This window comes from Streptomyces sp. HSW2009 (genome assembly GCF_040240285.1).
Classification (GTDB): Bacteria; Actinomycetota; Actinomycetes; order Streptomycetales; family Streptomycetaceae; genus Streptomyces.
Map to the genome: position 1 here is coordinate 1 of NZ_JBEHZD010000057.1, position 23,898 is coordinate 23,898.

Annotated in this window: 17 protein-coding genes; 4 read left to right on the plus strand and 13 right to left on the minus strand. The window is 73.0% G+C overall.

All coding sequences use genetic code 11. The features are described from left to right. Window positions 1-1,166 precede the first annotated feature (1,166 nt). Entirely contained in the window at window positions 1,167-1,610 is a 444-nt protein-coding gene (locus AAHZ94_RS07270; protein ID WP_349991498.1) for an SRPBCC family protein, read from the minus strand. A gap of 157 nt (window positions 1,611-1,767) precedes the next feature. On the opposite strand from AAHZ94_RS07270, the gene AAHZ94_RS07275 reads away from it, so the two are divergent. Together AAHZ94_RS07275 and AAHZ94_RS07280 are read left to right on the plus strand one after the other, a co-directional pair. Further along, on the plus strand, window positions 1,768-2,790 hold the full coding sequence (locus AAHZ94_RS07275) for an Rv2578c family radical SAM protein (RefSeq protein WP_349991499.1): 1,023 nt from the start codon (window positions 1,768-1,770) through the stop codon (window positions 2,788-2,790). Window positions 2,791-2,847: 57 nt separating this feature from the next. Then, entirely contained in the window at window positions 2,848-3,246 is a 399-nt protein-coding gene (locus AAHZ94_RS07280) for a RidA family protein (protein WP_349991500.1), read from the plus strand. A 394-nt stretch (window positions 3,247-3,640) separates the two neighbouring features. On the opposite strand, the gene AAHZ94_RS07285 is transcribed toward AAHZ94_RS07280, so the two are convergent. The 4 genes from AAHZ94_RS07285 to AAHZ94_RS07300 all read right to left on the minus strand — a co-directional run bounded on the left by AAHZ94_RS07285 (window position 3,641) and on the right by AAHZ94_RS07300 (window position 9,349). Further along, a complete protein-coding gene (locus tag AAHZ94_RS07285) occupies window positions 3,641-5,401 on the minus strand; it encodes a dipeptide ABC transporter ATP-binding protein (protein ID WP_349991501.1) in 1,761 nt (586 codons plus the stop codon). Between the two features lie 47 nt (window positions 5,402-5,448). Further along, a complete protein-coding gene (locus tag AAHZ94_RS07290; RefSeq protein ID WP_349991502.1) occupies window positions 5,449-6,441 on the minus strand; it encodes an ABC transporter permease in 993 nt (330 codons plus the stop codon). Window positions 6,442-6,460: 19 nt separating this feature from the next. Then, complete coding sequence (locus AAHZ94_RS07295; RefSeq protein WP_349991503.1) at window positions 6,461-8,236, minus strand: ABC transporter substrate-binding protein; 1,776 nt, start codon at window positions 8,234-8,236, stop codon at window positions 6,461-6,463. Between the two features lie 144 nt (window positions 8,237-8,380). Then, window positions 8,381-9,349 carry an ABC transporter permease gene (locus AAHZ94_RS07300; RefSeq protein WP_349991505.1) on the minus strand — a complete coding sequence of 323 codons (969 nt, stop codon included), beginning with the start codon at window positions 9,347-9,349 and terminating at the stop codon, window positions 8,381-8,383. Window positions 9,350-9,945: 596 nt separating this feature from the next. Here AAHZ94_RS07300 and AAHZ94_RS07305 point away from each other — a divergent pair. Beyond that, window positions 9,946-10,377, plus strand: coding sequence for a subtilase-type protease inhibitor (locus tag AAHZ94_RS07305; protein WP_349991506.1), 432 nt, complete (start codon window positions 9,946-9,948; stop codon window positions 10,375-10,377). A gap of 271 nt (window positions 10,378-10,648) precedes the next feature. On the opposite strand, the gene AAHZ94_RS07310 is transcribed toward AAHZ94_RS07305, so the two are convergent. From AAHZ94_RS07310 to AAHZ94_RS07345, 8 genes are all read right to left on the minus strand, one after another. Next, window positions 10,649-11,707, minus strand: coding sequence for a S1 family peptidase (locus AAHZ94_RS07310; protein WP_349991507.1), 1,059 nt, complete (start codon window positions 11,705-11,707; stop codon window positions 10,649-10,651). A 425-nt stretch (window positions 11,708-12,132) separates the two neighbouring features. Beyond that, window positions 12,133-12,963, minus strand: a complete 831-nt coding sequence (locus tag AAHZ94_RS07315; RefSeq protein WP_349991508.1) for a slipin family protein — start codon at window positions 12,961-12,963, stop codon at window positions 12,133-12,135. Window positions 12,964-13,344: 381 nt separating this feature from the next. Beyond that, complete coding sequence (locus AAHZ94_RS07320) at window positions 13,345-14,298, minus strand: S1 family peptidase (RefSeq protein ID WP_349991510.1); 954 nt, start codon at window positions 14,296-14,298, stop codon at window positions 13,345-13,347. A gap of 499 nt (window positions 14,299-14,797) precedes the next feature. Further along, entirely contained in the window at window positions 14,798-15,637 is an 840-nt protein-coding gene (locus tag AAHZ94_RS07325) for a DUF1684 domain-containing protein (RefSeq protein ID WP_502964598.1), read from the minus strand. A 179-nt stretch (window positions 15,638-15,816) separates the two neighbouring features. Continuing rightward, window positions 15,817-17,223, minus strand: coding sequence for an NtaA/DmoA family FMN-dependent monooxygenase (locus AAHZ94_RS07330; protein WP_349991513.1), 1,407 nt, complete (start codon window positions 17,221-17,223; stop codon window positions 15,817-15,819). Then, window positions 17,220-18,245, minus strand: coding sequence for an LLM class flavin-dependent oxidoreductase (locus tag AAHZ94_RS07335; RefSeq protein ID WP_349991514.1), 1,026 nt, complete (start codon window positions 18,243-18,245; stop codon window positions 17,220-17,222). The genes AAHZ94_RS07330 and AAHZ94_RS07335 overlap by 4 nt, the downstream gene beginning before the upstream one ends. 135 nt (window positions 18,246-18,380) lie before the next feature. Then, complete coding sequence (locus AAHZ94_RS07340; RefSeq protein WP_349991516.1) at window positions 18,381-20,561, minus strand: FAD/NAD(P)-binding protein; 2,181 nt, start codon at window positions 20,559-20,561, stop codon at window positions 18,381-18,383. Window positions 20,562-21,774: 1,213 nt separating this feature from the next. Next, the gene (locus AAHZ94_RS07345; protein ID WP_349991518.1) at window positions 21,775-23,118 is read right to left on the minus strand and encodes a DUF5685 family protein; all 1,344 of its coding nucleotides are present in this window, start codon (window positions 23,116-23,118) and stop codon (window positions 21,775-21,777) included. A 230-nt stretch (window positions 23,119-23,348) separates the two neighbouring features. Here AAHZ94_RS07345 and AAHZ94_RS07350 point away from each other — a divergent pair, with 230 nt between their 5' ends. Next, window positions 23,349-23,783 carry a cell division protein SepF gene (locus tag AAHZ94_RS07350; protein WP_349991519.1) on the plus strand — a complete coding sequence of 145 codons (435 nt, stop codon included), beginning with the start codon at window positions 23,349-23,351 and terminating at the stop codon, window positions 23,781-23,783. The last annotated feature ends 115 nt before the right edge of the window (window positions 23,784-23,898 follow it).

The following is a 23,898-nucleotide window of genomic DNA, read 5'->3' on the forward strand; positions in this document are numbered from 1 at the left end:
CGATCCTGTGGAACCTGTGGTTCTTCAGCTTCTGGTCCGTCTCGATCGTGGCGGGGGGGGGGGGCCCGCCCGCCGCCCGCCCCGGGGGCGGGGGGTTGGCCCGCCGGGGGGGGGGGGCCCCCGCGCGCCCCGGGGGGGGGGGGGGCCGGGGGGGGCCCCGGCGGGGGGGGCCCCCCCCGCCCCCGGGGGGGCGCGGGGGCCCGCCGCCGGATCGGGGTGGGGCCGCACCACCGTGCCCGGCGCTCCGCCGCCGGCCCCCGCCCGGCGCGCCCTCGTGTGGTCTTGCGTCCCGGAGTCCGAACCGAGCGCCCCGCTCGGCTCGTCCCGGTCCGCCAGGGTGGTCCCGCCCACGTACCGCTCCCGTCGTCACGTCTGCATCAGCGACCATTTCTCGCATTACGCGACAACCGCGAGCAACCGAGACCATTCTCCGAAACGACGCACCATCCCGGGTCAACTCCCTTATTCCGCCCGCCCATCCCGCGCCCATCAGGGCTTTCCCCTCGCGCGACGGGCTGCGGGCCATCCCGGGCGCAGCCGGGAAGTCCACTCGAACCGGTGAGTGTGACCGCCTGGCCCGCGGGGGATACAGCGGGGCCGCCGAGGGACGGGAAGGGGACGGCCGGAGGGGCTGGGCAGACCCGACGGGCAGGCAGCCAGCGGGCAGGCGGACGGCCTGCCGGCGCCGCGGGATCGGGCGGGCCCGCGGGACACGGGGTGCGGGTGCGAGGTGCGGTGGAGCCGTCGGCAGCGTAGGAGAGGGCCGGCCGCGGGGTGCGGGGACTCCGTGGCAGGCCCTCGGCGACGGCCCACCACGGGGGAACCACGGCCTCATGCGCACGCGTGCGCGCGGACGCGCGGCGGCGCCCCCAGTCGGCCCGATCGGGGCGTGGACGCCTGCCCGTACGCGCGGACGCGCGGCGGCGCCAGGGCGACGGGCCCACCCCGCGACACCGCCCGCCCCTGCCCCACTCCAAGCGGAGGGAAGCAGAGGCAGATGGCCACAGCCGCGGGGCTCACGGGCGGAGGGGCGAGGGGGACGGAGGGGCAGAGCGGCAGAGGGGCCGTGCCCGCAGGCCCGCGCGGCCGGGTCGCAGTCGCGCCCCGCCAGCCGTGCGGAGCCTGGAGTCGCGCGAGGCCCGGGGCCCCGCTCAGGTCCCGGCGGGCTACTTCTCCGTCTCGGCGGCGAGCCGTTCCAGGATCGCGTCGTAGATGCGGGCGAGGCCCTTGGGGGCGAAGGTGCGCTCGAAGAAGCCGCCGATGCCGCCGGCGCCGGTCCAGACGCTGGTGACCTGGACCCGCGACGTGCCCTCGCCGGCCGGCGTGACGATCCAGGTGGTGACCATCGAGGAGTTGCGGTCCTTCTCGACGAGCTGCCCGTCCGTCGGCTCGGTCACCTCAAGGAGGCAGTCGCGCACCCGCTTGCTGGTGGCCTGGAGTTTCCAGTGCACCAGGGTGCCCTCGCCGTCGCCGCCCTCGCGGACCTCGTACTCGCTGAAGTGCTCCGGCAGCAGACGTTGCCGCGTGCCGCTGTAGTCGGCGAGCGTGTCGAATACGTCCTCGGCCTTCGCCGTGATGATCCGCTCCGTCGTGGCCTCTACCTGCGCCATCGCTGTTCCTCCGGTCGTCTGCGGGTGCTGTGGTGCTTGATCGGAAAGCCAACCACCTTCCGCGCATCGACCCAAATCGGGGGTTGACGCCCACCGAGTAGCACGTATGTTCTATTCTTGAGGATCGGATCGCAGAGGTCCGGCTGAGGAGGTGGACATGCGCTGGGAGAACCTGGCCGCCGAGCCGTCCGCACCCGCACTGTTCGGCGTGGACAGCGTCACCCGCACCTTCGACACCCCCGAGTTCCGCGGCATCACCTTCCACGAGGTGCGGGCCCGCTCGCTGGTCAACCGGGTGCCGGGGGCGTCGCGGATGCCGTTCGAATGGACCGTCAACCCGTACCGCGGCTGCTCGCACGCCTGCGTGTACTGCTTCGCGCGCAAGACGCACGGCTATCTCGACCTGGACACCGGCATCGGCTTCGACTCGCAGATCATCGTGAAGGTCAACGCGCCCGACGTGCTGCGCCGCGAGCTGGCCGCCCGGAGCTGGACCGGCGAGCACATCGCCATGGGCACCAACGTGGACTGCTACCAGCGCGCGGAGGGCCGGTATCGGCTCATGCCCGGCATCCTGTCCGCGCTGGTCGAGCGGTCCAATCCGTTCTCCATCCTCACCAAGGGCACGCTGATCCTGCGCGATCTCGAACTGCTGCGGGCGGCTGCGGCGCGGGCGGAGGTGGGCGTCTCGATGTCGGTTGGTTTCGTCGATCCGGCGCTGTGGCGCACCGTCGAGCCGGGCACGCCGTCGCCCGAGCGGCGACTCGCCGCGGTGCGGACGCTGACCGAGCACGGCATCGACTGTGGCGTGCTGATGGCCCCGGTCATCCCCTATCTGGGAGACTCCCCCGAGCAGTTGCGCAGCACGGTGCGGGCGATAGCCGAGGCCGGGGCCACCTCCGTCACGCCGCTGGTGCTCCATCTGCGGCCCGGCGCCCGGGAGTGGTTCACGGCCTGGCTCGACCGCCACCACCCACGGCTGCGGCGGCGGTACGACGCGCTGTACGCGACGGGTGCGTACGCGCCCACCTGGTACCAGCGGCGCATCACCCGGCAGGTGCACGAGTTGGCCGCCGAGTACGGCATCGGTCCCGCAGGGCCCGGTGCGGCCCGGGCGCTGTCGCCGCCGGACGCCGGGGCGCCCGACCCGGCCGTCGGCACCCAGTTGGCCCTGCTGTAGAAAAACGGGACCGGCCTGCACCGTCACGGCCGAGCCGCCCACCGCGTAAGGAATCCCATGGCAGAGCACGTCAAGCACCTCGCACCGCAGGGCGTCGCGCCCGGCAACGGCTACAGCCACGTCGTCCTCGGTACCGGCACCTTCGTGGCGATATCCGGGCAGATCCCGGTCGACGAGGACGGCCAACTGGTCGGCCCCGGCGACGCCGAGGCGCAGGCCAAGCAGGTCTTCGAAAACCTCAACCGCTGTCTGGCCGCGGCCGGGGCGACCTTCTCCGACGTGGTGAAGCTGACGTTCTACGTGACGGACGTGGCCCACCTGCCGGCCGTGCGGATCGCCCGCGACGCGTACATCGACGTCGAGCACCCGCCGGCGAGCTCCGCCGTGCAGGTCGCGGCCCTGTTCCGGCCCGACCTGCTGCTTGAGGTCGAGGCGTTCGCCGTCGTCAACGGCTGACCCGACCACCGCGCGACCTCGGCGCCGACGACGCGGTGTGCCCGCGATGCGGTGTGCCCGCAAGGGAGATCGCGTCCGCGGTACGGAGCGTGCCTGCCGTACGGGGCGCGCCCGCCGCCCGCGGATAGGGGCGCCCGCGGTAGGAGCGCGCGCCGCGGTGTGGAGTGCGCGCCGCGGTGTGGAGTGCGCGCCGCGGTGTGGAGTGGGGGGGGCCGCCCCCCCCCCCCCCCGGGGGGCCCCCGCCCCCGGGGGCGGGGCGCGCGCGGGGGGGGGGCGGCCGCCCGGGGGGGGCGGGCCCCCCCCCCCCCCCCCCCCGGGGGGGGCCCCACCCTCCTGGGGCCTGCGGCCCCGGTGCGGGCCGGGCCGACGGCGACGTGCGCGCCGGCCCGGCCCGTCACAACATGGCGGCCAGCAACTCCTTGGTGTAGTCGTGCGTCGGGTGGTCGAAGACCTCGTCGCGGGTGCCGCTCTCCAGGAGTTCGCCGCCGCGCAGCACCGCGATCCGGTCGCAGAAGTGCCGTACCACCGCGAGGTCGTGCGAGACGAAGAGCAGCGAGAGCCCGAACTCGTCCCGCAGGTCCATCAGCAGGTTGAGCACCTGGGCCTGCACCGACACGTCCAGCGCGGAGACCGGCTCGGCGGCGATGAGCAGCCGCGGCTGGGGGGCGAGCGCCCGGGCGATGCCGATGCGCTGGCGCTGGCCGCCGGAGAACTCGTGCGGATAGCGCGCGAGATGCTCGGCGCCGAGCCCCACCCGCTCCAGCAGCCACACCGCTCGCTCCCGCCGCTCGTCCGCACGCTGCTGCGTGTGCACCACGAGCGGCATGGTGACGATCTGCTCCACGGTGTGGCGCGGGTTGAGCGAGGCGTACGGGTCCTGGAAGACGAGTTGCACCTCGCGGCTGAGCTCGCGGCGGAGCTTGGTGTTCCGGGCCGCGTCGGAGATGTCGCGCCCGTCGAAGCGGACGCTGCCGGCCGTCGGCCGCTGGAGTCCGGCCAGCACCCGGGCCGTGGTGGACTTGCCCGAGCCCGACTCCCCCACCAGGCCCAGCGTCTCACCGGGCCCGATGCCCAGGCTCACCTCGCGCACCGCCCTGATCGGCGGGCGCCGCAGCCCGGGCAGCCGCGGGCCGCGCGCCGCGAACTCCACGGACAGGTTGCGCACCTCGGCGATCGGCGGCACCGGCATCCCGGCGGCGTCCGCCGGACCGGCCGACGCGCCACGGCCGGTGCCCCGATCAGTGACGCGGCCGGTGGCACGGGCGGAGCCGGTCGCGGCGGCTGCGCCCGCGTCCGGGGTCGGGTCGTCGACCGTGGGCAGCCGGGTGCCGGGCACGGTCTTGAGCGTGGGCGCGGCGCCGATCAGGGCGCGGGTGTACGGCTCGCTCGCCGCGGTCAGCAGCTTCTCCGCCGGGCCCTGCTCGACCTCGCGGCCACCGCGCAGCACCAGCATCCGGTCGGCCATCTCGGCGACCACGCCGACGTCATGGGTGACCAGCAGCACCGCGGTGCCGTGCTCGCGCCGCAGCTCGTCCAGCAGGTGCAGCACCTGGCGCTGGACGCGGGCGTCGAGCGCGGTGGTCGGCTCGTCGGCGATCAGCAGGTCGGGCGAGTTGATCAGGGCCATGGCGATCATCACCCGCTGCCGCATGCCGCCGGAGAACTGGTGCGGGTAGTCGCGGGCCCTGGCGGCCGGGATGGCCACCCGCTCCAGCATCTCCGCGGCCCGTTCGCGCGCCGCGGCCCGGCCGGCCTTCGGATGGTGCAGCCGGTACGCCTCGGCGAGTTGGGCGCCCACGGTGTGGAACGGGGACAGGGCGGCGAGCGCGTCCTGGAAGACCATCGCCACTCGGGCCCCGCGCACCGCGCGCAACTGCTTCTCGCCGGCGCCGACGACCTCGGTGCCGCCGATCTCGATGCTGCCGGTGACGGTCGTACGGGCCGGGTCGTGCAGGCCGAGCGCGGCCAGGCCGACGGTGGACTTGCCCGAGCCGGACTCGCCGATCAGCCCGAGCACCTCGCCGCGCGCGACCTCGAAGGAGATGTCGCGTACCGCGGGCACCTGCTCGGTGCCGCCGTGGCCGCCGCCGTGCGCCCGGGTGAAGGAGACGGACAGATCGCGGACCCGCAGCGCGGGGTGGCCTGCGGCGGCCATGGGGGCTTCCTCTCGGGGCGGGCGGCCGGGGCGCCGGGTCACGGCGGTCATGCGAGCCGCACCCGGGGGTCGAGCCAGGCGACGACCAGGTCGGCGATGGCGACGAAGACGACCACGCACAGCGCGGCCAGCAGCACGGTGCCGACGACGGTCGGCAGGTCGTTGCCGATCACGGCGTCCACCGCGAGCTTGCCGACGCCGCCGAGTCCGAAGACCGTCTCGGTGATGAAGGCGCCGCCGAACAGGGCGCCCGCCTCCAGGCCGAGCAACTGCACCAGCGGCGGCGCCGCGCCGCGCGCCGTGTACTTCAGATGGGCGCGGCGGGCGCTGAGCCCCTTGCCGCGGGCGGTGCGCACGTACCCCTCGTGCATGACTTCCAGGAGTTGGGCGCGCGAGAGCCGGGCGAAGACGGCGGCGTTGACGAAGCCGAGGACCAGCCACGGCAGCAGCAGGCCGGCGGCCCAGCCGCCCGGGTCGTCGGCGAACGGCACATAGCCGGGCAGCGGGAACAGGTCGGTGCTGTACACCAGCAGGTACTGGAGCACGTAGCCGAGGAAGTAGATCTGCACGCTGGCGCCGATCAGCGTGAAGCCGGAGAGCAGCCGGTCGGTGCGGCTGCCGCGGCGCAGCGCAGAGACCATGCCGGTGCCGATGCCGAGCACCACGATCACCACGAGCGCGCCGACGGCGAGCGAGAGGGTGACCGGCAGGTGGTCGGCGATGGCCTCGGTGACCGGCTGGTGCAGCGTGTACGAGTAGCCGAGGCAGGGCGCGCCGCAGTCGATGGGCGTGCCGTCGACGTCGTTGATGGTGCGCCCGCTGACCAGCCCGCCCAGGTAGTCGACGTACTGCGCGGCGATGGGCTGGTCCAGGCCCATGCTGTGGCGCACGGCCTCGACCTGCGCGGTGTCGCACTTGGGTCCGCAGGCGATCAGTGCCGGGTCGGACGGTGCGGCGTAGAAGAGCCCGAAGGCGGCGGCGGGGATCGCCAGGAGTACCGCCGCCGCCTGGAGGGCCCTTCGGAAGACGTAGCTGAGCATGGGGTGTGGGCTTTCGGGATCAGGAGTCGGCGCGGTAGAGCCAGGCCGCGCTGATGCCGCCGTAGATGGGGTGGATGAACGCGCCGCCGATGTCCTTGCCGCGCACCTGGGAGACGTGCGGGTACATGAACGGCACGACGGGGGCGTCCTTCATGACGACCTGCTCCAGGTCGATGAGGGCCGCGGCCTTCTCCTTGGCGTCACCGATCTTCTCGATGCGCTCCAGCTCCTTGTCCACGGCCGGGTTGTTGTACCGGATGCCGTTGGACAGCGCGTCCAGCTTGCTGTGGTAACCGTCGGGCAGCAGCGTGGAGGGAGTCGGCCAGTCCACCGAGTTGGTGGAGAGCCACAGGTCGTACGGGGCGGGGCCGCGGAAGACCTGGTTGGTGAAGGAGGCCGGGTCCAGCGGCTTGGTGACCAGGGTGATGCCCACCTTGTCGAAGGCGTCCACGAGCACCTGCGCGAGCCGGTCCTGCACCGCGTCGCTCTCGTACGCGTACGTCAGCTTGGTCACCGGCTTCTTGGCCTTGGCCAGGTGCTCCTTGGCCTTGGCGATGTCGCCGGTGGGGGCCGCGGGGAACAGGTCGTACTTCTTCCAGCCGACCACGGCCGGCGAGGAGAGGGTGGTGGCGAGTTCACCGGTGCGCGGGCCGCCCATCACCTGGCGGGCCTGCTGCCGCGGGAACAGGTAGGCGATGGCCTTGCGCACCTCGGGGTCGGTGACGCGGCTGTTCTTGATGTACAGGTCGTTGACGTAGGCGCCCTGGCGGCCGTTGACCACGAGCTTGCCCTTGGCCTTGTCGCGCTCGGTCTCGCGGAACAGCTCGGGCGGCAGGTCGGCCTTGGTGGTGACGCTGGCGGCGCCGTTCCCGCGGCCGGCCAGGATCTCCTGGCTGATGTTGAGCGCGTTCTTGCCGAAGGTGAACTCGAAGCGGTCGGCGAACTGGTGCCGGATCGGGTCGGTCGCCGGCTTCCAGTGCGGGTTGCGCTCCAGCGTCAGGTGCTGGTTCTGCTTGTGCTCGGCGATCCGGTACGGGCCGCTGGCCAGCGGCTTGATGTCGTAGCCGGTGCCGGTGTCCTTGTCCTTGCGGACCGGGGACGAGGAGGACTGGGCGGCCATGTAGGGCACGTCGGCCTGCGGCTGCGGGAAGTGGAAGACGATCGTCTTGTCGTCGGGCGTCTCGATCGCGTCGAGCTCGCCGTCCTTCGGGCCGCCGTACTTCTTGACCGCGGCGGTGCGGTCGGGTGAGCCGGTCAGCCACTCCGGCCAGTAGGTCGGGCCGAGTTCGAAGCCGGGCGCGAAGGTGCGCTCGATGCCGTACTTAACGTGCTGCGCGGTGATCGGCTTGCCGTCTTCCCAGGCGATGCCGTCCTTGAGGTGGTACGTCCAGGTCTTGCCGCCGTCGCTTGAGGTGCCGGTGTCGGTGGCCAGGTCACCCACGAGGGTCGCCTTGCCGTCCACCACCTGGTACTGGGTGAGCTGACGGCCCCACAGCAGCGAGGTGTTGTACGCCTCGCCCGCGTAGATCTTCTGCGGGTCGAGGTGTGCGTAGCCGGTGGGGTTGGAGACGTGGATGGTGCCGCCCTCGCGGGCCCCTGCGACCTTGGGGGCGGGTCCGGCGCTGTCCTTCGCGGTGCCGAGCGAGGCCGTCAGCGGGACGGTCTCCTTGGGCGCGGGATCGCTGCTGCCGCCCTTGCCCGCACCGGCGGAGCAGGAGCACAGCAGCGTGGCGGCAACGACGGCGATGGCCGGCACGGCCACGAGGCGCGGACGGTGGCTGAGCTTGCTGGGCATGCAGAACTCCGATGCGGAAGGTGCGGATATCAGGGGTGTTGGGTTGTGGGGGGCCGTGGGGGACTGCGGGGCCCGTGGGGGCCGTGGGGGTGGGACGCGCCGGGGCGGGGGGGCGCACCCGGCGCGCGTCTTGGGGGGGGTGGCTCAGCGAGCCGTACGGGGGCCGATGGCGTCGCGTACGGCGTCCCCGAGCAGGTTGAAGGCGAGGACGAAGACGAGGATGGTGACGCCGGGGAAGACCATGTAGGTGGGGTCGTCGTAGAAGACCTCGGAGCCGCGGGCGATCATGCGGCCCCAGTCGGGGATCGGCTCGTTGATGCCGACGCCGAGGAAGGACAGCGCGGCCTCGGCGGTGACGATGCCCGGCACGGCGAGCGTGATGTGCACCAGGACCGGCGCCCAGACGTTGGGCAGCAGCTCCCGGAAGATGATGTGCCGACGCCCGGCGCCCACCGCGCGGGCCGCCTCCACGAACTCCCGCTCGCGCAGCGACCGTACGGTCGTCCGCAGCACCATGGCCAGCGGCACCCAGCCGAAGGCGGAGAAGACGGCGATGAGTACGGCGAACTGCATCCAGGCGGGTTCGTTTTCTCCGGGTGAGACGAACCGGGTCTGGATGATGGGACTGAGGGCCAACAGGAGGAGCAGCGTGGGGAATGCGAGGAGGACATTGCAGATAAAGCTGAATACCCGGTCGGCCATTCCGCTGAGATAACCGGCAGTCACCCCGAGGACGATGCCGATGACGGCGATGACGGCGACCGAGGCGAGGGCGACGAGCAGCGAGGTGCGCATGCCGTAGAGGAGTTGGGTGAACACATCGCGGCCGAGTCCAGGTTCGAGCCCGAACCAGAAGTCGGCGGAGATGCCGCCGTTCGGCTGCACCGGAAGACCCTCGGGACTGAGCAGGTCAGGAGCGTTCTGGCCGTAGTGCTCGGTGGGGTTCTTGCCGTAGAGCGCGGCGATCAGCGGGGCACACGCGGCGAGGACGGCACACAGCACGACGATGCCCAGAGCAACCATGCCCACCCGGTCGCGGCGCAGCGCGCGGGCGGCGGTGACGAGTGGACCCGCGGGCGCACTGGACTTCACTTCGGCCATCACTTCGGCCATCGCTGCCGTTCTCCTGAATCTCGGCGGGTGTCTCCCGCAGCCGGTTCGCGACCATTAGAGCGATGGCTCGATGCACAGGCAAATCATCTTTTTCAGAAGCCGATAAACGACGAAGAAAACATTTCAGGAAGGCTGCTTCATTTCACACGTCCGCAATATGCACGAAACAAAACTCACCATAAAAGGGACATAAGGCCCCGCGTGCGTCACACACGAAGGACATGCTGAGATACCGCTCACAGGGCCTTCACTTCCAAGGTTCAATGAATAAACGACCTTGGTTGAGCAGACGTCGAGCGGCACACGCCTGCCCATCAGCGGATGCCTCGGGTGACGCCGTCGCGATCCGGCCGAACCCCATCCATCACCCCGCAGGGCGGCGCCGCCCCATCCGAACACCACCACACGCCGCCACCCTCCCACCGCCCCAGGTCCCCGCCCCGGGCGCGATGACCCGCCGCCGCACCGCAGGGAAACCGTCGGCCACCGTTCGATTACCTGTGGTGACCGGAAGTGGTTAGCCGTGCATGCACTCACCCCATGCATCGGTAAGACTCCGGACCGTATCTGCCACCTCGAACAAGGGAGTGTTCGACATGCGGAAGACCCTGGGGGGATGCGCGCTGGCCGCCATCGCGGGCCTCGGCGCGCTGGCCACCGTCGCCGGTACCGCCCACGCGGCGCCCACGGAGGCCACCTCGCTCTACGCGCCGTCATCGCTGGTGCTCTCCGTCACCGACGGGGACAGCGCGCAGGCCACCGTCACTCGCGCAGTGACCCTGACCTGCCGGCCCACGGCCGGCGGCGACCACCCGGCACCGCGCGCCGCCTGCGCCGAACTCCAAGCCGCCCGCGGCACGTTCGCCGAGCTGACCGACCTGACCACCGGCTCGGTCTGCACCCGCGAGTACGCACCGGTCACGGTGGTCGCCCAGGGCGTGTGGGAGGGCCGGAACGTCTCCTATTCGCACACCTTCGCCAACTCCTGCCTCCAGCAGTCGGCGCGGGGCACGCTCTTCCACTTCTGATCCACCGCTGATCCGCTGCCGGCCGGCAGCCCCGGCCAACCCGGCCGCCCCGGCGGACCGGCAGACGAATGGCTCCCGGACGCGGTGGGTGTCCGGGAGCCATTCGGTCTGCGGGGCACCGACCGGGCGGCCCCGGTGGGGCGGGGCCGCGTACCACCTGCTGCTTGCCGCTTGCTGCCGGCGGCAGGTGGTCAGGTCGGTGCGGGTGTGTCGGAGGTCAGCCGATCTCCGTGTCGGCCGGACGTCAGCCGACCTCCGTACTGACTGGCGGTCAGCCGATCTCGGTGCCGGTGGCCTGGAGCGCCTCGGTCACCGGCTGGAAGAAGGTCTCCCCGCCGGAGCTGCAATTGCCGCTGCCGCCCGAGGTCAGGCCCAGTGCGGTGGAGCCGTCGAAGAGCGAACCGCCGCTGTCGCCCGGCTCGGCGCAGACGGTGGTCTGGATCAGGCCCTCGACGGTGCCCTCCTGGTAGTTGACGGTGGCGTTGACCGCGGTCACCGAACCGTCGTGCACCTGGGTGGTGCTGCCGCTGCGCGTGACCTGCTGGCCGACGGTGGCGTCACCCGCCTGCGAGATCGACTGCGTACCGCCGTACAGGTTGACCTCACTCGGGTGCGGCACGTCCGCCGTGTACTTGGCGATGCCGTAGTCGTCACCCGGGAAGCTGCCGCCCTGGGTCGCGGCGACCTGCTGCCCGCCCTGCCGGTCCGACCAACTGGAGACGGCGTTGGTGCAGTGACCCGCAGTCAGGAAGTACGGCTCACCGCCCTTGGTGACGTTGAAGCCCAGGGAGCAGCGGGAGCCGCTGCCCCAGATCGCGTCGCCGCCCGCGAGCAGCGGCTTGAGCTCACCGGTGGTGCGCTTGACGGCGACCCGGTCGCCGAGCGACTTGGTGACCTTGCCCAGCCGGGCCAGCTTGTCGCCGCGCACCGTGCGGTCGGCGGTGACGACGACCTTGTTGGTCCTCGGGTTGATCGCCCAGGATGTGCCGGGGATGGTGGCCTCGGCCTTGAGGGTGGCCCGCGCCTCGTTCAGCGCGGCCAGCGAGTGCTCGACGAGCCTGGGCTCGGCGCCCGCCGCCCGGACGCGCTCCGCGGCGGTGGCGTCCACGACGTTCACGACCAGCTTGCGGTCGTCGGCGTCGTAGTACGAACCGGCCGCGTCGGCCCCGAGGTCAGCGGTGATGTCGGTGGCCAGGGCGCCGGCGGCGGTGGCCGTCAGGGGGTCCGGGGCAGTGGGCGCCGCCTGGGCGCTCTGTAGGGTAAAGGTGCTGATCAGGGCCGCCACGCCGGCACCGGCGACGACCGTACGGCGTACGCTTGCGCGCTTCAACTCAAAACCTCCAGTGGGGGGATGGGCCCGGTGTTGTGGGGGTTCGGGCCCGGAGGAGGCACGCCCGCGCTCCCCGTGGGGGCGCGTCCATGCCAAGTTGCTTCGCTGAGTATTCCCAGGCGCTCGCGCGGCACACAAGGTCGCGTTCAAGTCGCCACCATCGTGCGCCCCGCGCGCGGTCCCGGTCACAGACCACACCTACCCCGAGCACGTCACGGGCGCACCCGGACACCCCCGGTGTGGGGCCGTACACCTGCGGTGATGAAGGTGACTGGCCGGTATTGCCGGGCATCGAAACGGCGAACGCGGGTACGCCGCGCCCGCGCGCCAGAGCGTCAGTCAGGTGAACCGGAGGGTGGGCCCGGCGGGCGGCCCGTCGGGGTTCGGGGAACGCCGGTCGAGATCCGGGAGGCGCCCGTCGGGGTTCAGGGAGCGGTCGGGGTTCGGGGAGCGCCGGTCGGCTCCGGCTCGTCCGCCGCCGGGGTGTCCTGGGCCGGCTGTTGGGCCCGCTCCAGGAAGCGCAGCAGCTCCACCGGGAACGGCAGCACCAGGGTGGAGTTCTTCTCCGCGGCCACCGCCACCACCGTCTGCAACAGCCGCAACTGGAGTGCGGCCGGCTGCTGGGACATCTGCCCGGCCGCCTCGGCGAGCTTCTTGGACGCCTGGAGCTCGGCGTCCGCGTTGATCACGCGCGCCCGCCGCTCCCGGTCGGCCTCGGCCTGGCGGGCCATCGAGCGCTTCATCGTCTCCGGCAGCGACACGTCCTTGATCTCCACCCGGTCGATGTGGACACCCCATCCCACGGCCGGGCTGTCGATCATCAGCTCAAGGCCCTGGTTGAGTTTCTCCCGGTTGGAGAGCAGGTCGTCGAGGTCGCTCTTGCCGATGATCGAGCGCAGTGAGGTCTGCGCCATCTGGGAGACCGCGAACCGGTAGTCCTCCACCGCGACCACCGCCTCCGGGGCCGCCACCACCTTGAAGTAGACGACCGCGTCCACCCGTACCGTCACGTTGTCCCGTGTGATGCCCTCCTGGGCCGGCACGGGCAGGGTGACGATCTGCATGTTCACCTTGCGCAGCCGGTCGACCAGCGGCACCACCAGGGTCAGCCCGGGGGGTCGCACCCCCGGCTGGAGCCGGCCGAGCCGGAAGACCACGCCCCGCTCGTACTGCTTGATCACCCGGGCCGCCAGCGCGGCGTACCCGACGGCGCAGCAGAGCAGCACCACACCCACCGTCAGCAAGGTCTCGATCATCACGGCCACCTGCCGTCTCCACACAGGGCACTGCCCCATTAGGGGGCTTATGTCCACGATAATCCGGCTACGGGCCGGGGCGGAGGCCGGTCGATGGTGGCCGGGGCAGCGGGAGCGGCCGGGGTGATGGCGGGAGCAACCAGGGCCGGGTGGGTGGGAGCAACTGAGACCGGGTGGGTGGGAGCAATCGAGACCGGGCGGGCGGGAGCGGCCGAGACCGGGCCCGCGGGAGGCGCCGAGACCGGGCCGGCGGGAGCCGTCGGGGCCCGCGGGAGCGGTCGAGGTGGGCAGCCAACCCGAGCAGGACGGGCGGCTGCCAGCAGGGACACGACTACCGTGCGGGGAGTCGGCACGTCGCAGCCCCGCGCGGCGCTCCTACGCTCAGTACACGTTGACCCGGTAGTGGCTCAGCGCTTCCTTGACGGGCTGGAAGAACGTCGTTCCGCCGTCCGAGCAGTCGCCGTTGCCGCCCGAGGTGAGGCCGAGCGCGGTGTTGCCGGCGAACAGCGGGCCGCCGCTGTCGCCCGGCTCGGCGCAGACGTTGGTCTTGATGAGGCCGGAGACCACCTCACCGCCGCCGTAGTTGACGGAGACGTTCAGGGCGGTGACCTTGCCGCTGTGCAACCCGGTGGTGACGCCGGTGCGCTGCACCTTCTGCCCGACGGTGGGGTTGGCCGCCTTCTTGATGTCGCGCGTCGCGCCCTTGCCGTAGCTGACCACCCCGGTGTGCTTCAGGCTCCGGTTGTCGTAGTTGATCAGCCCGAAGTCATTGCCGGGGAAGCTGGAGCCCGAGGTCTTGCCGATCTTGGTGCGGCCGTTGCTGCTGGTGTACCAGGTCGGCTTGCCGTCGGTGCAGTGCCCTGCGGTGAGGATGAAGTACTGGTTCTTGGAGTTGCGCACGTTGAACCCGGCGGAGCAGCGCCAGTCGCGCGTGTAGATGCCGTCGCCGCCTATGGCGAGCTTGTGGAAGGCGCCGGGCGCGCGGTCGATGCGCAGGGCCGCCGCGTGGGTCCCCGCCGCTCGCTTGACGCGGGCCAGCTCGGCCGCGCTGACGGTGCGGTCGGCGGTCACCACGAGGGTGTGGGTGTCCTGGTCGACGTACCAGGCGGTACCGGCGACGTCGGCCGCGCGCACCGCGTCGCCCGCGGCGACGGCCCGCTCGGTGGCCAGGGCTGCGGCCCGGGCGGTGGTCTGCCCGGCGGGCGCCTGGTCTGCCGCGTCGGCGGCCGGCACGGCCAGCACCGACACGGCGGTCAGGGCACCGGCCACGCCGACGAGCCTGCTCCGGCTACGGCGACGGGTGCGGGGCAGGAGTGTGGTGCGAGGGTTTCTCAACTCTTCCTCCGTGGAGATCGTGGGCCCGCCGTCCGGCCGGGCCCCGGTGGCACAGCCACGGGGGCACAGGCGCGCGTGATCGCCACGATGTCCCCCCTGACACGTGTAGTCAGGAGTATTCGTGGTGGAGTCAACTGAGCACAAGGGGCTATCAGTTGGCCAACCCACCGGCAGCGGGTGGCCACCCCACCGACATCCGCCATCCGGGTCGCCACCCGCTCGCCACCCAGCGACACCCACCCACACCCGCCGCACCCCACCGGCCAGGGGCAACACCCATCGGCCGCAGGCCCACCCCGTCGGCCCGGGTGAACACCCACCGACACCCACTCGACCCGCGCCCCCACCCACCCACACCCATGGGCCATCCAACCCACACACACCCACACAACGGCACACACCCACTCCGCAACACACCCGCGGGGCCCCCCCCCCCCCCCCCCGGGGGGGGGGGGGGGGGGGGGGGGGGCGCAGGGTGGGACGGCGGGCGTCCGGTTCGTCAGCCCGTGGTGAGCGTGGTGCGCTCACCGGCCGTGAGGGCGAACGGCAGGGTGTTGCCCGGCGGCGGGAAGGGGCACAGGGAGTGGTCGGTGAAGGCGCACGGCGGCAGCAGGGTGCGGTTGAAGTCCAAGGTCAGCGAGGTGTCGGCGGCCGGCGCCCCGGGCCGCAGGAAGCGGAACGGGTAGCTGCCGCCCGCCTCCACCGGCCGGGTGCTGGTGGCGTCGGCCAGCACGATCCACAGCGCGCCGTCACCCTCGTCGCCGGCCGCGAGCGCGTACTCGACGCCGTCGACCGTGAACACCACCTCACCGGTGAGGCCGAGGCCCCGGGTCACCCCGTCGGCGTTGGCCACCTGCACGGTGCGGTCCGCCGGGTAGGCGCGGAAGGTGGCGGGCACGGCCCAGCGCTCGGCGTGCTCGTACACGTCGATGCCGGCGAACGTGCGCCGCGCCGCCGCGTCCGGGTCGAAGACGCGCACCGCCCACAGGCCCTCCCGGCGCAGCACCACCAGGTGCCGGTCGCCGCTGGTGACCCGGGCGTCCAGCGGGCCGTGCTCCGGGCCGAGCCTGGCCTCGCCGTCCAGCGGCTGGCCGTCCACCGCGATCAGGTCCGCGGGTACGGCGCTGACCACCAGCTCCTCGCCGTCCTCGGTCCACCGCCCGGGCACCCCGGGCAGCCGCCCGTCGGGCGCATCCGCCAGCCAGTGGGTGCCGGTCACCGCCAGCGGCCCGTACGGTGCGGAGACCGCGTCGGTGCGCTCCCGCCGCCAGCTACGCCATCGGTGCAGTTCGTCGGATTCGCCCGGGGGTTGTGAGATGGCGGTGGCCCCGGCCGGCAGGGTCGCCGGCACGGCCTCCTCGATGATCGCCGGTATCTCGGGTTCGGTGTGGGGGGCGTGGTCGGCTCGGACGGCCGCGGTCCTGGGCGCGGCGCTCGGCCCGGCCGCCTTCCCCGGTCGGGTGGTCGCCGGACGGCGGGCCGAGCCGGCCGCCGCGTCGCGCTGTGCCGCTGTCTCCGTCATGCTGCTGTGTCCTTTCGCGTGGGCTGGGCGAGCCCGAGGTGCGTGCGCAGGGTGCTGCCGGTGTACCGGGTGCGGAACGAACCGCGCTCCTGGAGCAGCGGCACCACGCGCTCGACGAATTCGTCGAGCCCTCCCGGAGTCAGGTGCGGTACCAGGATGAAGCCGTCGGCGGCATCCGTCTGGACGAAGGCGTCCATCTCGTCGGCGACCGCCGCCGGCGTGCCGATGAAGGACTGCCGGCCGGTGGCCTCGATCACGGTCTGCCGGATGGACAGCCCCTTCTCCTCGGCCAGCGCCCGCCAGCGGGCCACCACCGCGCGCGGGTCTCCGTGCTGCACCCGCCCCTGGCTGAGCCCCGCGTCGTAATCGGGTTCGATGTCGGGCAATGGGCCATCCGGGTCATATCGCGATAGGTCGACACCCCAGATCTGTTCCAGGGTGAGCAGCGCGGTCTGCGGGGAGATCTGCTGGCGGCGGATCTCGGCCGCCCGCTCCTGGGCCTCGGCGGCGGTGTCCCCGAGGACGAAGGTGACGCCCGGCATGATCTTCAGGTCCTGCGGGCGCCGTCCGTACGCGGCCAGTCGGGCCTTGACGTCGGCGTAGAACGTCCGGCCGGCCTCCAGCGTGCCGTGCCGGGTGAAGATCACGTCGGCGCTTGAGGCAGCGAACTCGCGGCCCTCGCTGGAGTCGCCGGCCTGGATGACGACCGGGTGGCCCTGCGGCGGGCGGGGCACGCTGAAGTGGCCGGCGACGTCGAAGTGCTGGCCGCGGTGGGCGAAGCCGCCGGCTGGCGCCGCGCCCCGGCCGCGGCCGGCCCCGGCCGGCCAGGAGTCCCACAGCTCGCGCGCGGTGGCGACGAACTCGGCCGCCCTGGTGTACCGGTCGGCCCGGTCGAGGAAGCCGCCGCGGCGGAAGTTCTCGCCGGTGAACGCGTCGGAGGAGGTGACCACGTTCCAGGCGGCGCGTCCGCCGCTGAGGTGGTCCAGGGTGGCCAGCCGGCGGGCCAGCTCGTACGGCTCGTTGAAGGTGGCGTTGACGGTGGCGGCGAGCCCGAGGTGTTCGGTCACCGCGGCCAGCGCGCTGAGCACGGTGATCGCCTCGGGCCTGCCGACGACGTCCAGGTCGTGGATGCGGCCCTTGTGCTCGCGCAGCCGCAGCCCCTCGGCGAGGAAGAAGAAGTCGAAGAGGCCGCGCTCGGCGGTGCGCGCCAGGTGTTCGAAGGAGGCGAAGTCGATCTGGCTGCCGAGCGGCAGCCGCTGGGCGGCCTCCCGCCCGCCCGACTGGCCGGTGCCGGGGGCCGGCTCCGGTTCGCCCCACACGGTGGTGTTGTTGACGCCCGGGAAGTGGGCGGCGAGGTGGATGGTCTTGCGGGGAGCACCTGAGGTGCCCGGGCTTGCGGTCATCGTGCGGTTGCCTCCCTGGCGAGGGCGTAACGGTTGGCCGGGCGCGGCAGGCCCAGGTGTTCGCGGAGCGTGGCGCCCGGATAGAAGTGCCGCACCAGGCCCCGGTGTTGGAGTACGGGCACGGTGCCGTCCACGAGCAGGCGCAGATCGCGGTCGGGGTCCGTGAGCCGGAAGTGGAAGCCGTCGGCGGCTCCGTCGGTGTGCCAGCCGGCGGCGAGTTCGGCCAGCGCGACCGCGTCGGCCGATGCGTCCAGGTCCACCGTGAGCGAGGCCAGCACGATCAGCCGGTCGGGTTCCCGGCCGTGGGCGCGGGCGCGTTCCCGCAGTTCGGCACGGACGGTACGGGCCGTGTCGGGGTCGTCGGTACGTACCAGGGCGACGTCGGCCGAGCGGGCCGCGGCCTCCCGGGCGGCCGGCGCGGTGGCGTCGACGGCGGTGGCCGGATGGCCCTGCGGGGGCCGCGGCACGATGGAGGGGCCGCGCACCGAGAAGGCGGCGCCCTCGAAGTCGACGTAGTGCAGCTTGTCCCGGTCGACGAAGCGGCCCGTGGCCACGTCGCGGATCTCCGCGTCGTCCTCCCAACTGTCGAAGAGCCGGGTGACGACGTCCACCACCTCGCCCGCCTCGCGCCACAGCTCCGCCAGCGGGGCCGCGGGGGGGCGGCCGATGAGTCGGGCGTCGGCCTCGGTGGTGGAGACGTCCGCGATCCAGCCGGCCCGTCCGCGGCTGACCCAGTCCAGGGTGGCGATGGCGGTGGAGAGGTGGAACGGCTCGGTGTGGGTGGTGGTCACCGTCGGCAGTAAGCCGATGCGGTCGGTGGCCGGCGCGACCCTGGCCAGCACGGCGAGGGCGTCGAGCCGGCCGACGCCGGGCGCCGGCTGACCCAGCGAGTCGTCCAGGGTGACGAAGTCGAAGGCACCGCGTTCGGCGAGCCTGGCCCGGTCGACGAAGGTGGCCGCCAAGTAGAGCGCGGTGCCGCCGAGGTCGACGGCGAAGCGGAGTGGACGGGTCAAGGGGGGCATGGGGTTCCTCGGGTTCGTGGGGTCCTCGGCCGGGTGGCCCGGGGCGGGGCGGGCGGTGTGGTGACGCGGCGGGCGGGGCAGAGTGCGGCGGGCGGGTGCGGCGCCGCGGCGCTGAGGGGGCGGCGCCGCCGCGGGTCAGGCGCTCAGCCGCACCACGGGAGCGGCCTCGGCCAGCAGGGCGAGCAGGGCGCGGGCGACCACGTCGTTCTGCCGTACGGCCGGGGCGCCGGTGCCGGGCCGGGCGAAGGCGCCCACCACCCGGGCGTCGGTCGGCGCCCCGATCGCGAACCGGCGCGGGTAGGGCCGGCCGGCCCCGTCCAGCACCCGGCCGTCGTCCGGGCGCACGGCGAGCAGCCCGCCCGGGGTCTCCCGCACCCCGTCCGGATCGTGGTCGTACAGGGCGCGCAGCAGCGGGTCGCGGGAGCGGGCCACCGACGGGTCCGGCAGCCTGGCCTCGACCAGCGCGCCGGTGGCGACGACGGCCCCCGGCGCGGACGCGCTGGAGGCGACGAAGGCGCCGCGGTCGGCGTCCGCCGTGACGGTCATGTCGGCCCCGACGAAGCGCACGATGCCGGCCCTGGAGAGCGCGAGAAGTTGCCGCAGCCGCGGTCCGGGCGGGCCCGACGCCAGGTAGCTGAAGAAGCCGTGCCAGTTCGGGCCGGTGTCGCCGAGCGCGGCCACCTGCCCGTACAGCGCCAGAAGTCCGAGGAAGACGGCCAGGTCAGCGCTGTGTGCGGGGTCGTGGCGGCGTATCAGATCGGCGGTGATGTAGTCCCGCAGGCCCTCTTGGAGGTCGGCGTCCGATGCGAAGGTCACGCCGGTCAGCGGCCGGTCGATCCGGGCCAGGTCGAGCCGGTCGGCGGGGTCCGGCACGGCGGCGGCGACCAGCGCCGCGAGCCGGTCGCTGCCCGGTTCGTGGGCGGCGTAGCCCGCATCGAAGTCGTCCCAGCTCCCGACCGTGCGCTCCGGATGCGCGGTGAACAGCCGGTGGTAGTGCACGTAGCCGAGTTCCCTGCACACCAGCGGCCACACGTCGCGCGCGTAGTCCGCCGGCCGCTGCCGGTCGAGCACCTCGGCCACCTGCGCCGGCCCGAAGAAGCGGGGCAGCGGCGGCAGTTCGCCGTGCCAGTCGTAGCCGAGCTTGGCGTGGTACGGGACGCCGCGCCGCGAGCCGACGTACAGTACGGGCTCCCGCCCCGACGGCCGGTAGACCAGCTCGGGCCCGTCCCCGACCGGCTCCCCCGCCTCGGCACCCGGCGCCGGTGCGTAGCTGCCGCCGCGCCCCTCGGTGAGCAGCACCATCAGGTCGATGAAGGCCAGCCCGAAGCCGCGGACCAGCACCGGCTCCCCGGGCCGCAGCGCCGCCAGATCGCTGTCGGCGGTGTACTCGGGCGGCAGGTAGGTCAGTCGGTGCTCGGCCGCGAAGGTCTCCCACTCGCTTTCCTGTCGGCCTGGTTCGGCATCGAGGTGGCCCAGCGCGAGCACCACGGCGTCGGCGACCAGGGGCAGCTCCTGCCCTTCGAGCCACACCCGCTGCGCGCCCTCGCGGGGGCCGCCGAGCCGCACCGCGCGCCGGCGGTGCACCCGCAGCTCGACGCCGGCCGGCAGCGCGGCCACCACCCGCTCGTACACCCAGTTCAGATACGCGCTCTGAAGCCGTCGGGTGGCGAAGGTACGACCGGTCAACGCGGCTACTTCCGCGGCGAGTTCGGGGGCGAGCGGCACCGTGAGGTCGCCGTCGCGGATGGCCTGTGCCCACTCCGCGAGCGAGGGCCCCGCGTACGGCGGCCCGCCTTCGGCCGCGTCCCAGCCGCGGCTGCCGTCGTCGAAGACGGACACGTCGGCGGCCATGGAGTTCATCCAGAGCAGCGGCGACTGCTGCGGTCGCCAGACCCGACCGCCGCCCGGCGGGTGCGGGTCGATGAGGTGGATGACGAGACGGCCACCGGCCGGCACCGGGCCGGTGGCTCTCGACGGCGTGCCGAAGGGCCGCCCGCCGGCCGCCGGGACGAACCGGCCGCCGGACGCGGACCCGACACGGTGCGGGAGCGGCCCACCGGGCGACGGTACGGACGACCCAGGCGGCGCAGGCGGTACGGACGGGGCGGCGGGAACGTCGGCATCACCGGGGGCAGCGGCGGAGGCGCCGGGAACGTCAGGAGCGGCGGAAGCAGCGGGAGCGTCGGCAGCCGGCGCGGTGGCGCGGGCGGCGATCCGGGCGATCAGGCCGATGCCGCGCGGACCTGCGCCGACGATCGCGATGGCCGGTGGACGGGGGCGGCGGGGAAGCGAGGAGCTAGCCGGTGACACGGACATGCGAAGACTCCGTGGGTGCTCGGTTCGAGCACGCGTCCCTGCCGCACACCGGCTGCGCCCCTCAGCACAGCCGGAGTTCGAGGCTATGCGGTGGCCACGGCCTGCTGTCAAGGCTGTCCATGCGGCTGTCCATACTGTGAACAGCGCATCTCATCTCAGTTGACGCGCAAACGGAAGACTGCTCCACTTGGCCCATGCATTCAGGGCAGCGTCTGGTCACCCGCGGCCACATCGACTTCGGTCGGGTGTGGTCGTGTTCCTGTTCGGGCTGACCGCTGCCCCATCGCGCTGAGCGCCCGCCCCATCCGGGCCGGCCGCGCTCGCGCCCCCGTGAACTCCACCGTCACGGCCCCCACCACCTGCGGGTATCACCTCTCGCATCCGCGTTTCAGCACGCGTCCGCACACCGTTAGCGCTCGGCCTCCCCTCGCCTCGCTGTCGTTCCAGCTCCGTCCGGAGAAACCTTCCACCCCCCCCGCCGCCACCCTTCCCACCCGCCACACCACCTCCACCGCCCCGCCACCCCAACCGTTTCGACCCGGCTCAAGTCATCCCAACCCGTCTCAACCCGTCTCAGCCACCGGACACCCGATCGGCCGCGCTCCCACCCACGCCACCCAACCCGCGCCACCCACCTCTCACCTCATCCACCTACCGCATCCGCCCCACTCGTTGCCACCACCACCGCTTCACTCACGTCAACCACTTCACCCTGCCCATCACACCCACCCATACCACCCGAAGCACACCCACCACGGCTCGACCCACCACCCGCCGAACACCCAACTACCGCCCACCACAGCCTGGTTCAGCACACCCCGGGACCACCGAAGGGGACGCCCCACCACGCCCTCAACCGCCCCACGGGGTCACCCTCCAGCCCCACCCGCACACCCCAACACCCGGGGCTTCCACCACCCAGCCCCACCAATCGCGCCACCACCCACCCAAACGCACCCCACCGCCACGCCACACCCCCGACTCCCCGCCCCAAGGCCGCAGTTGGGGCACCACAAAAAACTGCCGCGAGCGGGACGCCCTACTCCCCCGCACGCGGCAGCCCTTCCGTACGCAGCAGCCCCTTCCCACCCGGGGCGCCCGGACGCCCCGGCAACGCACAGCACCCACCCACACCCACCGCGCCCACAGCCTCACCCCACCGGGGGCAACCCCACCGGGGGCACCCACCGATATCGGCCCAGCTCAGCTCACCTCAGCAACTACAGTCGCAGCCGCAACCATCGCAGCAATCACAACAGTCACAGCAATCGCTACAGTCGCCGCAGTCGCACTTGTGGCACCAGCCGCCGCGCTGCTCGCCGGACCACGGGTCGTGGTACTCCTCGCGGCAGCAGATCTGGCAGGTGCAGCACAGGCCGAGCCAGACCGCACAGCCGGGCACCAGCCCGCGCCGACGCCGCGGGCGCCCCGGCGAACCGTGTCCGTCGCCGCCGTCCCCGCCACCGCCGAACCAGTCCCCGCCCGAGCCGCCGTGCCCGGGCCCGGGTCCCGGATGCAGGGGCTGCGGCGCACCGCCAGCCCCGTGCGGCGTGTTCAGTTGGCCGTTGCCGTACGGGCCGAACCCACCGTCAGCCGTCGGCGCGCCACCGTAGTGCGGCGCCGCCGGATCGCCGTACGGGGACTGCCCGGGCGGCGGCCCGAACGCGCCGGTCGGCCGCCCCGCCGGGTGCGCGCAGCGGGGGCCGAACGCCCGGTCCACGGCGTACCCCAACTCGTGCACGAGGAGTACGTGGGCGAGCTTGCCGTCGGTGAACTCCGCGTCCCGCAGCGCCAGCCGTACGCCGTGCACCGCGTCGTCGCACAGCCGCCGGGCCTCGGTGAGCGTGGCACCGGTGGCCAGCAGCGGGTTCCAGGCGCCGGCCCGCGCGTCCTCGTCCAGGTCCTCGACCGCGTCCAGCAGGTGCGCGAGGCGGCCGAAGAGCCGTCCGGCCTCCGCCAGCGGCGCCCGGTTCTGCGGCCGGCCTGCCAACACCGCGGTGTGCGCGAAGGCCGCGGCGGTCGCGGTCTCGGTCGGCTCGGTGATGGTCAACAGCGGGGTGCCGCGTCCGGCCAGCGCCTCGATGCCCGACTGCCGGTCCACCGCGTCCACCAGGACTGCCGTGTCGAACCCCAGGTGGGAGCCGGTACGCGCACCGGCCAGGCCCCAACGGGAGGCCACCTTGCGGGCGGCAGCGGCCACCGGGCGGCGGGCCAGCGCGCCATCGCCGTCCGCGATGTGGTCCCTGACCTTGGCCGAGGCGAGCACGAGCGAGACGGCGGCGGCCAGCTTGGCGCCCTCGCCGCGGGCCACGGGCGCGGTGCGCATGCCGCGCAGCGGGCAGGGCCCGGCGGTGCGGCGCCCGGCGGCCCGGTGCTCGACCGGCGACTGGGCCTCCACCAGGACCGAGATGATCAGCCCGTCATAGTTGGTCGCTATTCGGGCAAACTGCCCGTGGTCGGCACGCAATGCGAGGCACAACCCACACAGATGGGCCATCCAGTCCGTCCGCAGACGATCCGACAAGCGGTGCCGACATGGTCGGACAATCCCAAACAAAGCTTCCCCGTTCCCCCATACGCCGCGTGGCGTCACTCATTTAGCCGGCGAGTCTTACTACCATGCCGTCAGGCCCCTTGCGGGGGAGGAACTCTGGTTTCTGGGCACGCGTTGTGCACCAGTACCGTCACGAATCCCCTGTGCGGCGGCAATCCGCTTGGCACATCATCTACATCATGGCCGACCATAGAGGAGCGGACAGTACCCACCGCGTGTGAGAGGAGGCGTCCATGGGATCGGTGCGCAAGGCGAGTGCTTGGCTTGGCCTCGTCGACGACAGCGATGATGAGCGCTACTACGACGATGACTACTCCGAGGGACCCGAGCCCGGCGACGCCTGGGTGACCGACCCGCGGGTGCGGGTCCCCGACCAGGCCGCCCAGGACCAGGGATCACGCATTGCGACGGTCTCCCCCGACGGGTTCCGTGACGCACGCGCGATCGGCGAACTGTTCCGTGAGGGCATCCCGGTGATCGTGAACCTCACCGCGATGGAGTCGTCCGACGCCAAGCGCGTGGTCGACTTCGCAGCCGGGCTCACCTTCGGCCTCCGCGGCTCCATCGAGCGGGTCGCCACCCGGGTGTTCCTGCTCACACCGCCCGATTACCAGATCGTGAGCGGCGAGGCCCGCAGACGCCACACCGGCTTCTTCAACCAGAGCTGACCTCGGCGGGGGGGGGGGGGCCCCCCCCCCCCCCCCCGCGGGGCCCCCCCCCCCCCCCCCCCCCCCCCCCCCCCCCCCCCCCCCCCCCCCCCCCCCCCCCCCCCCCCCCCCCCCC